The organism is Mycobacterium sp. SMC-15, from assembly GCF_045310925.1.
Taxonomy (GTDB): domain Bacteria; phylum Actinomycetota; class Actinomycetes; order Mycobacteriales; family Mycobacteriaceae; genus Mycobacterium.
This window is the reverse complement of record NZ_JBJIAJ010000009.1, coordinates 15,347-29,278: the sequence shown is the minus strand read 5'-3', so window position 1 is coordinate 29,278 and position 13,932 is coordinate 15,347. Positions and strand designations below refer to the sequence as shown.

General features: G+C 67.9%; 12 protein-coding genes and 1 pseudogene. 1 reads left to right on the top strand and 12 read right to left on the bottom strand.

Annotated features, from left to right (window positions below):
• The first annotated feature begins 25 nt into the window (after positions 1-25).
• Positions 26-484 carry a DUF1942 domain-containing protein gene (locus tag ACJH71_RS14255; protein WP_406758666.1) on the top strand — a complete coding sequence of 153 codons (459 nt, stop codon included), beginning with the start codon at positions 26-28 and terminating at the stop codon, positions 482-484.
• 10 nt (positions 485-494) lie between these two features.
• Here ACJH71_RS14255 and ACJH71_RS14250 read toward each other — a convergent pair whose 3' ends face one another.
• The 12 genes and pseudogenes from ACJH71_RS14250 to ACJH71_RS14195 all read right to left on the bottom strand — a co-directional run.
• On the bottom strand, positions 495-3,047 hold the full coding sequence (locus tag ACJH71_RS14250) for a DUF4118 domain-containing protein (protein WP_406758665.1): 2,553 nt from the start codon (positions 3,045-3,047) through the stop codon (positions 495-497).
• Positions 3,040-3,942, bottom strand: coding sequence for a potassium-transporting ATPase subunit C (locus tag ACJH71_RS14245; RefSeq protein ID WP_406758664.1), 903 nt, complete (start codon positions 3,940-3,942; stop codon positions 3,040-3,042). The genes ACJH71_RS14250 and ACJH71_RS14245 overlap by 8 nt, the downstream gene beginning before the upstream one ends.
• A gap of 1 nt (position 3,943) precedes the next feature.
• Complete coding sequence (gene kdpB, locus ACJH71_RS14240) at positions 3,944-6,082, bottom strand: potassium-transporting ATPase subunit KdpB (protein WP_406758663.1); 2,139 nt, start codon at positions 6,080-6,082, stop codon at positions 3,944-3,946.
• Position 6,083: 1 nt separating this feature from the next.
• On the bottom strand, positions 6,084-7,754 hold the full coding sequence (gene kdpA / locus ACJH71_RS14235; RefSeq protein ID WP_406758662.1) for a potassium-transporting ATPase subunit KdpA: 1,671 nt from the start codon (positions 7,752-7,754) through the stop codon (positions 6,084-6,086).
• Positions 7,755-7,844, bottom strand: coding sequence for a potassium-transporting ATPase subunit F (locus ACJH71_RS14230; protein ID WP_406758661.1), 90 nt, complete (start codon positions 7,842-7,844; stop codon positions 7,755-7,757). It abuts the gene before it with no gap.
• 211 nt (positions 7,845-8,055) lie between these two features.
• Positions 8,056-9,006 carry an exopolyphosphatase gene (locus ACJH71_RS14225; protein ID WP_406758660.1) on the bottom strand — a complete coding sequence of 317 codons (951 nt, stop codon included), beginning with the start codon at positions 9,004-9,006 and terminating at the stop codon, positions 8,056-8,058.
• Positions 8,997-9,488 (bottom strand): DUF501 domain-containing protein, encoded by a 492-nt coding sequence (locus ACJH71_RS14220; RefSeq protein WP_406758659.1) that lies wholly within the window; start codon positions 9,486-9,488, stop codon positions 8,997-8,999. Before ACJH71_RS14220 ends, ACJH71_RS14225 begins: the two co-directional genes overlap by 10 nt.
• Positions 9,481-10,125, bottom strand: a complete 645-nt coding sequence (locus tag ACJH71_RS14215; protein WP_406758658.1) for a septum formation initiator family protein — start codon at positions 10,123-10,125, stop codon at positions 9,481-9,483. Before ACJH71_RS14215 ends, ACJH71_RS14220 begins: the two co-directional genes overlap by 8 nt.
• A gap of 18 nt (positions 10,126-10,143) precedes the next feature.
• Complete coding sequence (eno, locus tag ACJH71_RS14210) at positions 10,144-11,433, bottom strand: phosphopyruvate hydratase (protein WP_406758657.1); 1,290 nt, start codon at positions 11,431-11,433, stop codon at positions 10,144-10,146.
• Between the two features lie 80 nt (positions 11,434-11,513).
• Positions 11,514-12,248: a lytic transglycosylase domain-containing protein gene (locus ACJH71_RS14205; protein ID WP_406758656.1), complete on the bottom strand. Its 735-nt coding sequence runs from the start codon at positions 12,246-12,248 to the stop codon at positions 11,514-11,516.
• Between the two features lie 190 nt (positions 12,249-12,438).
• Positions 12,439-12,999, bottom strand: a complete 561-nt coding sequence (sigC, locus tag ACJH71_RS14200; protein ID WP_406758848.1) for an RNA polymerase sigma factor SigC — start codon at positions 12,997-12,999, stop codon at positions 12,439-12,441.
• Positions 13,000-13,107: 108 nt separating this feature from the next.
• Positions 13,108-13,818: pseudogene (locus ACJH71_RS14195) on the bottom strand (DUF2275 domain-containing protein); the annotation flags it as partial.
• Positions 13,819-13,932 lie beyond the last annotated feature (114 nt).

The window sequence follows — 13,932 nt, the reverse complement described above, 5'->3', positions numbered from 1 at the left end:
AGAACCTAGCGGAAGGAGCTTTACCGTGATGTTCTCCCAGATCGCCAAGAAGACGGCAGTTGCAGCGGCCGGCCTCACGACGGCCGGAATGCTTGCGGTGGCACCGGCTTCTGCGGACCCCCAGGTGGTCGGATTCGGCCAAACCCAAGAGATTCAGAGCCCCGGTGGGGCCATCGATTACACCGTCTCGGACCTGCAACCCAGCGGGCATAACGACGGCATTTGGTACTCGGAGGTGACCGCCCGGGCGGTAAGCGGTTCCCCCACACCGAACATCGCTGACTTCAATGCGCGTGCGGTCAACAGTTCGACGTTCGCGGTGATGAAGGGCAACGAGGTCGACGGCCTGCCCAACGGGCCGATCGCCGCGGGCAGTCAGACCAGCGGCCGACTCTACTTCGACGTCAAGAACGGCACCGCGCCGGACAGCGTGGTCTACCGCGACGCCGCCGGAGTCGACAAGGTTGTCTGGAAGCACGCATAACCCGTCGTAGTCAGATCGCCGGGGGCGCGGCCAGATCCACCACCATGGTGAGGCCGCCACCCGGCGTCTCGGTGGCGGAGACCGTTCCGCCCATCGACTCGACGAACCCGCGTGCCACCGACAAGCCCAGCCCGATACCGGTGGTGTTGTTCTGATCGCCGATCCGCTGGAACGGCTCAAACAGGTGCTCCCCGCCCGGCGGTAGGCCGCGTCCCTGGTCGGCAACGTTGATCAGAACCCGATCACCGACCTGACACGCGCTGACGCGGATCGGGCCATCGGGGGCATAGCGCAACGCGTTGTCCAGGAGATTGGCCAGCACCCGTTCCAGCAGTCCGGCGTCGGCCAGCACCACCCCGTCAGCAACGTCGACTTTGACCCTGTCGATGCCCGGACGGAAGAAGCCGGTCTTGCCCCGTCCGATACTGACCAGGGCCCGTTCCACGACTTCTTCCAGGTACACCCGACCCAGTTCGGGGTGTACCACTCCGGCGGCCAACCGGGACGAGTCGAGGAGGTTGCCGACCAAAGCGGTGAGTTGGTCGATCGACTCCTCCACGGTGGCCAGCAGTTCGCCGGTGTCCTCCGGTGAGAACCCGACGTCGTCGGAGCGCAGACTCGACACCGCTGCCTTGGCGCCCGCCAGCGGCGTACGCAGATCATGGCTGACGGCCGACAACAGCGAGCGGCGCAGCTCATCGGCCCGCATCACGGCCTCGGATCGGCTCGCCTCGTCGGTCAATTCACGTTGCCTGACCAATCCGGCCGCCTGCTTGGCCACTGCGGACAACACGCGTCGATCACGCGCCGCCAACTGCCTGCCCGCGATCAGCATCCAGAACTCGTCGTCGCCGACGTCGATGGCGGTGTCCGCCGAGTCGATAGTCGTACACGGGTCAGTGCCCGCGGCGGCAATCACCGTCTGACCGGTCTGCTGGCCCTCGACGGTAGAGATCCGCAGGATGCTCACCGCCCGTAGCGCATAGGTCTCCCGGACGCGTTCCAGCAGCGTCCCGATGTCGGCGCCCCGCAATACCGACCCAGCGAACAGAGCCAGCAACTCCGCCTCTTGGGATGCCCGCCCGGCTTCCCTGGCGCGTTCGGCGGCGCGATCCACCAGCACCGACACCGCGACCGCAACCAACAGCAACACGACCTCGGTGATCGCCGAATCGGTTTCGGCGATGGTGAAACTGTGCCGGGGATCGATCAGGAAATAGTTCAGCAGCAGACCCGAAATCACGGCCGAGAGAATTGCCGGGGCCACACCGCCGAGCAGGGCCACCGCCAGGACGCTGACGAAGAACAGCGCACTCTCCCCGCCCAAGCGCAGTACCGGATCGAGCCATGTCGTCGTGATCGCGCAGACCACAGACGGCACGAGCAGTGCCGCCAGCCAGGGCAGCGCGCGGCGTTGCCGCGGTGAGATGGGTGTGATCCGGAAACCTTGCTTGGACTCTTCATGAGTCACGATGTGTACATCGATCTTGCCGGACCGCCGCACCACCACCGCGCCGATGCCCTCATCGAACAAGCGCGCCCAGCGAGACCGCCGCGACGTCCCGATCACCAACTGGGTGGCGTTGACTTCCCGGGCGAAGTCCAACAGCGCGGTCGGCACGTCGTCGCCGACGACGATGTGCAGTGAGGCACCGAGGCCGGCCGCCAACTCACGGATCTTTCCCATCCGCGCACTGGGAACGGCCGAGTGGCCGTCGCCGGCCAGCACATGAAGCGCCAGCAGCTCGGCGCTCGATTTCGATGCGATCCGCGAGGCACGCCGTACCAGCGTCTCCGATTCCGGGCCGCCGGTCACGGCCACCACCACCCGTTCGCGGGCTTCCCAGGTGTCGGTGATCTTCTTGTCCGCGCGGTACTTCGCCAGCGCGGAGTCCACCTGGTCGGCCACCCACAGCAGTGCCAATTCCCTTAGCGCGGTGAGGTTTCCGCTGCGGAAATAGTTGGACAATGCCGCATCGACCTTCTCCGGTGCATAGACATTGCCGTGGGCGAGCCGGCGGCGAAGCGCCTCCGGAGCGATGTCGACGAGTTCAATCTGCGACGCCTGACGGACGAACGAATCCGGCACCGTCTCCAGTTGCTCAACACCAGTGATCTGTGCGACGACGTCGTTGAGGCTCTCCAGATGCTGCACATTGACCGTAGAGATCACCGTGATCCCCGCGGCGAGCAGTTCCTCGACGTCCTGCCACCGTTTGGCGTTGACGCTGCCCGGCGTATTGGTGTGGGCCAACTCGTCGACGAGCACGACCTGCGGTCGTCGCGCCAGCACCGCTGGGACGTCGAGTTCGGGGAAACGCTTGCCCCGGTAGTCGAGCAGGCGGGGCGGGACGACCTCGATTCCCTGCAGCAGTTCCGCCGTCTTTCTCCGACCGTGCGTCTCGACCACGGCGGCCACCACGTCGGTCCCTCGTTCCAACCGCCGGTGGGCCTCGCCCAGCATCGCGTACGTCTTGCCGACCCCGGGGGCCGCACCCAGATAGATGCGCAACTCCCCACGTCTGGCGCGGGAGCCATAAGCACTCACCGATAGATCATCCATCGGAACAGCAACCGGGGACAGGATGCTCGTGGTCGAGTTCCAGGTTTACCGCAACCACATTGACGCGGGCCTCACCCAGGAACCCGAGCAGTCGGGGGCTCTGGTGAGCGCGGACCACGGCACGGACCTGCTCGGCGCGTATCCCCCGGGCCTTGGCGACTCGGTCGATTTGAAGCTCGGCGTAGGCCGGCGAGATATCGGGATCCAGGCCGCTGCCGCTGGCGGTGACGGCATCGGCGGGAACATGCGGATATTCGGCCGCTGCCCCCCGGACCGGCACGATCTGGCCGGCCGAGTAATCCTCACCGGGCCGGGCGCATTCCACCCGAACGCCGTGATAGCCGGACACAAACGGTTCGCCACCGCGGGCACACGGCTCATTGACGCTGACCACGCGGGTCGGACGGGCGACGGTGCCGCTGGGGCCGCGCGGGCCGAACACAGCCAGCACGGCGCCCCGCCCACTGGCGGTGCAGAACGGTCGCGACGCGGCCCCCGCGTCGAGGCCTTCGGCCTTCGCAACGGCCACGCTGCGCGTGCAGACCTCGGTGAGCAGGCTCGGCGCAGCGGGCATGTCGACGATGCTCTCCGGGCCCAGATTGCTCGCTCCACTGGCCAAGGCGTCGTAGCCGATGCCGGCCTTCGACGGCCTGCTCTGCAAGTACTGCGGCAGCGGCCGGCCGGCGGTGTCGGTGAACGACTGCCCGAGCAGCGCGCTGGCGACTGGTCGGCCACCGGCGTCGGCGACCAGTGCCCCCTCCGCACGCTGATGCAGACCCGGGACCTGCGCCACCAGCCAGACCAACACCGGGTAGCCGATGCCGAGCACGACGGTCAAGACCAGCAGTGCACGCAGCGCGGCCCCATAGCCCCGCACCAAGCCCGCAAATCGCATGTCATGCCATCCCAGGAAGAAGTTGAACCAGCAGGTCGATGAGCTTGATCCCGACGAACGGGGCCACGATCCCGCCCAGGCCGTAGACGGCGAGGTTTCGGCTGAGCAGTTTGGAAGCGCTGCCCGGAACGTAGCGGACCCCACGCAGTGCCAGCGGGATCAGCGCGGCGATCACCAGCGCATTGAAGACCACCGCCGACAGGATCGCCGATTGCGGGCTGTGCAACCTCATCACGTTGAGCAGACCCAAGCCTGGGAAGATCGTCACGAAAAGCGCTGGAATGATGGCGAAATACTTGGCGATGTCGTTGGCGATCGAGAAGGTGGTCAGCGCGCCTCGGGTGATCAGCAGTTGTTTGCCGATCTCCACGATCTCGATGAGCTTGGTGGGGTCGGAGTCCAGGTCCACCATGTTGCCCGCCTCCTTGGCGGCGCTGGTGCCGGTGTTCATCGCCACCCCGACGTCGGCCTGCGCCAGCGCCGGTGCGTCGTTGGTGCCGTCACCGGTCATCGCGACCAGTCGTCCACCCTGCTGCTCGCGTTTGATCAGCATCAGCTTGTCTTCGGGGGTGGCTTCGGCGAGGAAGTCGTCAACACCGGCCTCATCGGCGATCGCCTTGGCGGTCAACGGGTTGTCGCCGGTGATCATCACGGTCCGGATACCCATCTGTCGCATCGCGTCGAACCGCTCTCGCATGCCCTGCTTCACCACGTCCCGCAGATGAATGACACCGAGCACCACGGCCGGCCCGCCGACGAGCACCTCACCGACCACCAGCGGTGTTCCGCCGGCAGCGCTGATGCCGTCGACGATCCGGCCGAGCTCGGCGGGGATGTCCCCGCCGTGGCCACGCACCCAGTCGCTGACGGAATTGGCGGCGCCCTTACGCAATTGGCGGCCGCCGATGTCGACACCGGACATCCGGGTCACCGCGGTGAACTCGACCCAGGACGCCGCGGTGAGCTCGCCCGGTGTCCGGGTTCGCAATCCATAGGCCTCCTTGGCGTAGACCACGATGGAGCGGCCTTCGGGAGTTTCATCGGCAAGGCTGGACAGTTGCGCGGCGTCGGCGAGCTCGGCGGCGGACACCCCAGATATCGGAAGGAAATCCGATGCCTGCCGATTGCCCAGCGTGATCGTGCCGGTCTTGTCCAGCAGCAATGTGTTGACGTCCCCGGCGGCCTCGACCGCCCGGCCGGACATGGCGAGCACATTGCGCTGCACCAGCCGGTCCATGCCGGCGATGCCGATGGCGGACAGCAGCGCACCGATCGTGGTGGGGATCAGGCAGACCAGCAGTGCCACCAAGACGATGCCGGTGACACCGTTGTCATCGAGCGCCGCCGTATCCGAGACGCCCGGGTTGTTGGCCTTGGAGTAGATCGCCAACGGTTGCAGCGTTGCGACCGCCACCACGAAGATCAGGGTCAGCGCGGCCAGCAGGATGTTCAGCGCGATCTCGTTCGGGGTCTTCTGCCGGTTGGCGCCCTCGACCAGCGCGATCATCCGGTCGACAAAACTCTGTCCCGGCTTCTGGGTGATCCGGACCACGATCCGGTCCGACAACACCAGCGTCCCGCCGGTGACCGCGGAACGGTCGCCGCCGGATTCGCGGATCACCGGCGCCGATTCTCCGGTGATCGCCGATTCGTCCACCGACGCGATGCCCTCCACCACGTCGCCGTCGCCGGGGATGATCTGACCCGCTTCGACAACGACGATATCGCCCCGTTGCAGCAGGGGCGCCGCGACCGACTCCTCGGCGCCGGGCGTATTGGGCCCCCAACCACGCAGCCGACGTGCGACGGTGTCGGACTTCGACTTTCGCAGGGCGTCGGCCTGCGCCTTCCCGCGACCTTCGGCGACCGCCTCGGCCAGATTCGCAATGACCACGGTCAGCCACAACCAGCCCACGATCAGAGCGCCGAACCAAGTCGGCTCGCCGATGACCAGCACCGTGGACCACACCGCGCCGACCTCGACGATCAGCATCACCGGGTTGTGCCACAGCGTCCCGGGATCGAGCTTGCGCAACGCCGCGGGCAGTGCCGACAGCAGCATCGCGGAGTCGATCAGCCCGCCCGATACCCGCCGATGATCGGTGGGCGGCGGCGAGGAGATGGTTGTGGCCGAATGCATTTCAGTGCAGCCCTTCAGCGAGTGGCCCCAAGGCCAGTGCCGGCAGGAAGGTGAGGGCGACCAGGATGAGTGTTACTCCGACGACCATGCCGACGAATTGGGGCTTGTGGGTGGGCAGCGTGCCAATGGATTCCGGGGTCTGACCCTGTGCGGCCAGCGCCCCGGCCAGCGCAAGCACCAAGATCATCGGTAGGAACCTGCCGGCCAGCATCGCGATCCCGAGCGCGGTCTCGTACCACGTCCCGTCGGCCGCCAAGCCCGCGAACGCCGAACCATTGTTGTTCGCCGCGGAGGTAAACGCGTAAAGCACTTCGGAGAGCCCGTGCGGTCCGGTGTTGGCCATCGCCGAGCGCGGGCCCGGCAACGCAATCGAGATGGCCGTTCCGCACAGCACTACCAACGGGGTGACCAGGAAATAACTTGCCGCCAGCTTGATCTCGCGCGGGCTGATCTTCTTGCCCAGGTATTCCGGGGTACGCCCGACCATCAACCCGGCGACGAACACGGTGATCACCGCGAGGATCAAGATGCCGTACAGGCCCGAGCCGACGCCCCCGGGAGCGACCTCCCCCAGCTGCATGTCGACCATCGTCAGCAGGCCGCCCAGGCTGGTATAGGAGTCGTGAGTGGAATCCACTGCGCCGGTGGAGGTCAGCGTGGTCAACGCGGCGAAGACCGCCGAGTCGGCCACTCCGAGCCGCTGCTCGATCCCTTCTGTCGCCGCCCCCACCGCGGTCGGGACGGTGCCGTGATGCGCCAGCTGCGACCAGCCGAGCAGGCTGACGCTCAGGAGGGCGATCACGGCCATGACGGCGGTGATGGCGTGGCCTTGCTTGGCGTTGCCCACCATTGCGCCGAATGTGCGGGGCAGCGAGAAGGCAATGACCACCAGCAGGAAGATCTCGACCCAGTTGGTCCATGCGGTCGGGTTCTCGAACGGATGCGCGGAGTTGGCGTTGTAGAAGCCGCCCCCGTTGGTGCCGAGCAGCTTGATCACCTCCTGGCTGGCCACCGGACCACCTGGAATGGCCTGCGGCGCACCAGTCAGGGTCGTTATTGTCTGGTCGTTGAGGTGAAAGTTCTGGACCACCCCGCCGGCGATCAAGACCGTCGCGCCGATGACCGCGATCGGCAACAGGATGCGCAGTGTGCCGCGAACCAGGTCTACCCAGAATGAGCCCAGCACCGCGGTGCGCCGACCGATGAACCCGCGGACGAACGCGACGGCGACCGCCATGCCGACCGCGGCGGAGACGAAGTTCTGCACCGCCAGGCCGGCCATCTGCACCAGATGCCCCTGCGTCGACTCACCGGCATAGGCCTGCCAGTTGGTGTTGGTGACAAAGCTGACCGCGGTGTTCCACGCCAACCCAGGGGTCATCGGTGTCGCCGGATCATCCAGGTGCAGGGGAAGTTTTCCCTGGATGAGCTGCAGCACGAACAGGAACACCACGCACACCGCGGAGAACGCCAGAACACTGCGCGCATAGCCGACCCAGGTCTGTTCGGACTCCGGGTTGACCCCGATCGACCGGTAGACGAATCGCTCGCTGCGGGAGTGCGTTTCGCGGGTGTAGACCCGATACATGTAGTCGCCCAACGGTACGTGCACCGCGGCCAGCGCCACGACCAATGACGCCAGGAACAACACGCCCGCCGTTGTGGTACTCAACTAGAACCGTTCCGGGAACAGCAGTGCGGCCACCAGCAGCGCCGCCACCGCCAGGGCCAGCGTCAGACCGACGGCATTGGCAAGACTCACAGTCGCTCAACCAACTTCAACGCCCCGCCGAGCAGGGCGAAGATCACCGCCGTCAACAGTAGATACGCCACGACAGCCACGTGCACTCCGTTCTCGGGACCGGGTCTGACCTGAAAGTTAGACCCGGCTACCCGGAACGTCGGAGAGCGTTGACGCTTTCTTCACGCTCGACGAGGCGACCTTTACGTCTTTACGGCTCGCCGGTGGATCGCTAGGCGATCGAGAGCACAATGCCGTCCAGGATGTCGTGTTCACTGACCACCAATTCGGCGATACCGGCACGCTCAGACATGATGCGGGCCAGCTCCTGCACCACGATCGCCCCGCCGCCGATGACGTCGACACGGCCGGGGTGCATGGGCCCCAGGGCGGCCCGTTCGGCGCGGGTCATGGCGATCAGCCGATCGCAGACCGCGGTCAGATCATCGAAGCCGACCCGTGACAGATGTATTGCGGCCGAATCGTATTCGGTAAGGCCGTGCGCCAGGGCCGACAGCGTGGTCATGGTGCCCGCCACCCCCACCCACGTTCGGGCGTGCCGCACCGGCACCGCCTGCACCGCCGCCCCGAGGAGCTCGCGGGCCACCTCGCGAGCGGCCGAGACTTCCCCGGCGGTCGGCGGGTCGGAGTGCAGGCACCGTTCGGTCAATCGGACGCAGCCGACGTTGGCCGAGTAGCTCGCCGACACCCCGTTGTCCGGATCGCCGAGCACCACCTCGGTCGAACCACCACCGAGGTCGACGACCACGAACGGCCCGTCAGCACTGTCCAATTCACCCACCGCGCCACGGAAGGACAGCTCCGCTTCCTCGTGGCCGGTGATCACCTCGGCGACCGCCCCCGCAACGGCGCGTCCCAGCACCTGCGCCGTCATGTCGAAGAACACGTCACGGTTGGCCGCGTCGCGGGTGGCCGAGGTCGCCACCATCCGCACTCGTGAAACACCGTGTGCCACCAGCAACTCGGCGTAGTCGGCCAGTGCCGCGCGGGTGCGCTCGATCGCCTCGGGGGCAAACCGCCCGGTGGCATCGACGCCCTCACCCAAGCGGACGATGCGCATCTCGCGGTGGATATCGCGCAGCCGGCCCTCGACCGGCTCGGCGATCAGCAGGCGAATCGAGTTGGTGCCGCAGTCGATTCCGGCCAGTCGGGTCACAGCCACTGCTCCGGTGCCAGGATCCCGGCCATCGCCGGCTCGGCGGCCAGGATGGCCAGCGCCTCGTCACCGAACGGGTTGACGCCGCGCCCCTTGGCCAGGGAATGCGCCATCAGCACGTGCAGGCATTTCACCCGGTCGGGCATGCCCCCGCCGGTGAACGTGGTTCCCAGCGATTCGATCGCGTCCCGTTCGGCGAGATAGGACTCGTGAGCCACCCGGTAGCCGGCGGCGAGTTCGGGATCGTGCTGCAGCCGCTCGGTCATATCGGCCATCAGGCCCGACGATTCCAACCGGCTGGCCGCGGCGGTCAGCGCCGGGTGCGTCAGGTAGTACAGCGTGGGAAACGGTGTTCCGTCCGGCAGCTTGGGGGCCGTCTTGACCACGGCGGGTTCGCCATTGGGACACCGATAGGAGATCTCCAGGACGCCGCGAGGCTCTCGGCCCAGTTGCCGGCCCACCGCGTCCAGGTCGGCGGGATCAACCAACGGACACCACCGGTACGGGCGGACCGGGAAGCCCCGGGGGACTTGGCGGCGCCGGCGGGGGATGCGGCGCGTCGGCGATGGTGTGCCACAACGCGGTGTACCAGGGATCGCCGCTGGGGGCGGCCAGCGGTTCGGCGCCCGGCTCGCCCGGCACCTCAGCCATCCCAGGCAGCTGGACCTGATACGGAATCTCGCCGGGCATGACGAAGCCGAGCCGCTGGCGGGCCTGCGCCCGGATGTGCGCGGGGTCGTCCAAGTTGGCCTTCTGTTGCTGCAGGTCGGTGATCTGGCGGTGCAGGGTGGTCTCCAATTGGGACTGCTGTTTCATCTCCGCATGCTGGGCGAAGAACGTACGGACCGGTCCGGCGACGGTCAGCGTGAGCACGCACATCACGGCTGCCAGGATGACCGCCCGCCGGGCGGTGAAACCGACCCGCAGCTCCGAGCTCTGCTCGGTCGCCGCCGCAATGGCCCGTTTGACCGCTCCGGCCGGTGATGGCAGTGGGTTGCGCGAGGCGCCCGTCCCGCGGCGCACCGCCGCCGACCGGCGCGGGTGCGCACGCCCGTTCTCCCCGCCCCGTCCCGGCCGCGACGTCGCGGCACGCCGCTTGGCGTCAGGCCGTTTCGGATCGGTCATGGCATCGGCCCCTGGCGGCTACTTGCTCTCCGGCGCGTAGCGGGGGAAGGCCAGCTCGCCGGCGTAACGGGCGGCGTCGCCGAGTTCCTCCTCGATCCGCAGCAGCTGGTTGTACTTGGCCACCCGCTCACTACGGGCCGGGGCACCGGTCTTGATCTGACCGCTGCTGACGGCCACCGCCAGGTCGGCGATGGTGGTGTCCTCGGTCTCGCCGCTGCGGTGGCTCATCATGGTGCGGTAGCCGCTGTGGTGGGCCAGGGTGACCGCGTCCAGGGTTTCGGTCAGCGTGCCGATCTGGTTGACCTTGACCAGCAGCGCATTCGCCGCGCCCCGCTCGATGCCCTCCTCGAGCCGTTCGGGGTTGGTGACGAACAGGTCGTCGCCGACGAGCTGCACCCGGTCGCCGATCGCCGAGGTCAGCGCCACCCAGCCGTCCCAGTCGTCCTCGGACAGCGGGTCTTCGATGGACACCAGCGGGTAGCTGTCGAGCAGCTTGGCGTAGAACTCGGCGAGCTGGGCCGCGGTGCGGTTCTGCTTCTCGAACGCGTAGCCGCTGCCCTCGGTGTAGAACTCGGTGGCCGCGACATCGAGGGCCAGCGCCACGTCGGTGCCCAGCTTCAGCCCAGTGGCCTCGATCGCGGTGCTGATCAGGTCCAGCGCGGCGGTGGTGCCGGCGACGTCGGGGGCGAAGCCGCCCTCGTCACCGAGGCCGGTGGACAGACCCTGCTTCTTGAGCACTGCCTTCAGCGAGTGGTAGACCTCGGTCCCCCAGCGCAGCGCCTCGGCGAAGTTGGGGGCGCCGATCGGGGCGACCATGAATTCCTGGACGTCGACACCGGTGTCGGCGTGGGCGCCGCCGTTGAGGATGTTCATCATCGGCACCGGCAGGATGTGGGCGTTGGGACCGCCCAGGTAGCGGTACAGCGGCAGCGCCGCGGAGTCGGCCGCGGCCTTGGCCACCGCCAGCGACACCCCGAGCATGGCGTTGGCGCCCAGCCGGGACTTGTCCGGGGTGCCGTCGAGGTCCACCAGAGCCTGGTCCACCAGTCGCTGATCGTCAGCGCTGATCCCGATGACCGCCGGCGCGATCTGGTCCAGTACCGCGGTGACCGCCTTCTGCACACCCTTGCCGCCGTAGCGAGCGCCACCGTCGCGAAGTTCCACGGCCTCGTGCTCGCCGGTGGACGCTCCGGAGGGCACCGCGGCCCGGGCGAACGTGCCGTCTTCCAGCGCGATCTCGACCTCGACCGTGGGGTTGCCGCGGGAATCGAGGATCTCGCGGGCGCCGACCTGCTGGATGATGGGCACTGACTTCTCCTTGAACGTGATGGGGCAGGCCTTCTTGTCCTATCGGGGGCCTGCTGGGAGCCTATCCCGTACCAGACACCTCACAGCGGGCGACCGGCCGCGTACGCGGCGGCCCAATCCCGGACGGCGCGGGCGTAGATCTCCGACTCGTTGTAGGCCATCAACGCCGTCATCCAGCCCTTGGGGGTGGCCAGATCTTTGCCGCGCCAGCACAGATAGCCGGCCGCCGACAGGGCGGCGTCGTCGATGTTGTCGGGGCTGACGACGCCGTCGTTGTTGGCGTCGACGCCGTAGAGCCGCCAGGTCTCCGGAATGAACTGCATGGGGCCCATGGCGCGGACCACTCCGTCGTCATCGGCCAGATCCGGCTGCACGTCCTCGACGATGTGGAGATTTCCTCCGGAGCCGTCGAGCCGGACCCCGCGGATCTTGGGCCGCACGTCGCCGTTGCGCGCCACCGTGGCGTTGTTGTAGTGACCGTGATGACTCTCGATCTGGCCGATGCCCGCCAGGGTGGTCCAACCCAGATGGCAGTTGGGGTTCTCCACCTCCGCGACCCGCGCGGCGTAGGCGTAGGCCTCCAGCGCGGTGATCGGGATGCCCAGCATCGGGGCCCGCTCAGCGGCCCAGTGATAGAGCTGGTCGGCCGGCCGGCCGGAGGCGACGTCCGTACTCACCGGCGGGACCGGATCTCCGGGTGGCGGCGGCACGCCCTGCGGGATGGGATTACCGAGCTGCCAGCTGCAACTGGACGCCAGCAGCACAGCCGTCGCGCCGACGACGGCGGCCGTCCGCAGCCAACGTAGCGCCGACACCGCTCTCCCCAACCTCGAAGCTATGGTTTTGCGTCCATCGTTCCATGACTAGTCGACGGGCGAGACGCCGCCGACCGCCCGCACCGCCCGCGCGCGCCGCAAAAACCGGCTCTGCCAGCGCGAACTCAGACGAGTCTATGCGGCGGTTCCAGCTTCGGCTCTCCTGCGTCGAGCCTCGCTGAACGGCCGGCTAACCGGTCAGCTCACCGCGTTCCGGATCGGCCAGCAGCGCATCACGTGCGCGCGCGACCCGGGATCGGATGGTGCCCACCGGGCAGCCGCAGACCGCGGCGGCGTCGGAGTAGGACAGCCCGAACAGTTGGGTCAGCAGCAGCGCCTCGCGCTGATCGGTGGACAGGCCGGCGATCAACGCAGTCACCTCGACGACGTCCTCGAAACCACGGGAAGGCCGGTCGCGGTCGAGCAGCAGCTCGGGGTCGGCGCCCGGGGCGGTGCGCGGACGCGACTTGAGGTAGCGAATGTGATCGGCCACCACTCGCCGCGCGATGGCCAGCAGCCAGGTCCGTGCGCTGGAACGGCCGGCGAAGCGCGGGATCGCGCCGATGGCGCGCAGGAAGGTCTCTTGGGTCAGGTCATCAGCGCTGACACCGTCGAAGAGGTAGGCCACGAATCGCCAGACATCGTGCTGAGTGGCCTTGATGAATGCCTCCAGCGCGCGGGCATCACCGGCGGCGGCGGCAACGGCGAGAGCGGTGACTGCATCGTCGTCGACCCGGTCAGCTCCCGCCATGAACACCCACCTTAGACCCGCGGTTGCGGCGCTATTACGACGCATGGTCGTAGAGCCCTCGGAGCGGTTGACCGACCGCAGATGGCGCCGGCGGCCGCGACTGACGGCAGCCTCGCGAGCGGCCCCGTCCGCGGCGCCGTCGGCGTCCCACCGGGCCGGGCGCGGGCCTGCGCCGCCCATGCGCTGACGCGCCACCAGCAAAGCGAACACCAATCCCAGCAGCACCGGCAGGTGGCTGGCGATCCGAGCCGCCGTCACCTGACCGTGGTAGGCATCGATAGCCACGTAACCGCCCAGTGCCACCGCGTATACCCCGGCGATCGCGGCGACACCGGCCGCCACCGACGGCCAGACACCGGCGGCGATCATTGCCCCGCCGAGTGCCAACAACCACGCCGTGGATTCATGCAGCAAATGCGCGCCGGTGGCCGCAGGGTGGCCGTGGCCGTGCGCCGACACCATGCCGAAGTCGACGCCGGCGATCTGTACCGCCGCCATCGCCACCTGCAGCACGCCGACGGCAATCAGCGCCGGCCGTCGAAATCCCCACCGCGACCAGAGGCTGTCGTCGGCGTCCTCGGCGGTGACCGATGTCACCCCGGCGGCCGCCAGGATCTGGGCGGCCAGGTCAGGGCCGGCATCACTCTCGGTGCCGCCGTTGATGTCCGTCAGCCGGCGGGCCTGGGCGGCAGCGCCGACCAGCCAGCGCCGGCAACCGCGGCACGATGCCAGGTGCGCATCGACCTGCTGCGCCGGCAACTCCTGCTGCTCGCCGTCGAGCAGCGACGACAGGGTCTCGCGCACTACCTCGCACCGCATGCCGCCATAGTCGCTCATTCGGCGCCTGGAAACAAAGGTTCGTCCGCAGGGAACCAAATCAGCCCACCACGCGACTACTGATTGATCGCTCAAGATCGCGGGAGCGTCGGGAAT

Excerpts from the sequence above, each read along its gene's own strand:
- sigC (WP_406758848.1), bottom strand. The coding sequence starts at position 12,999 with ATGGCGGGAGCTGACCGGGTCGACGACGATGCAGTCACCGCTCTCGCC.
- ACJH71_RS14250 (WP_406758665.1), bottom strand. The coding sequence starts at position 3,047 with ATGGATGATCTATCGGTGAGTGCTTATGGCTCCCGCGCCAGACGTGGG.
- kdpB (WP_406758663.1), bottom strand. The coding sequence starts at position 6,082 with ATGCATTCGGCCACAACCATCTCCTCGCCGCCGCCCACCGATCATCGG.
- ACJH71_RS14215 (WP_406758658.1), bottom strand. The coding sequence starts at position 10,125 with ATGACCGATCCGAAACGGCCTGACGCCAAGCGGCGTGCCGCGACGTCG.
- ACJH71_RS14245 (WP_406758664.1), bottom strand. The coding sequence starts at position 3,942 with ATGCGATTTGCGGGCTTGGTGCGGGGCTATGGGGCCGCGCTGCGTGCA.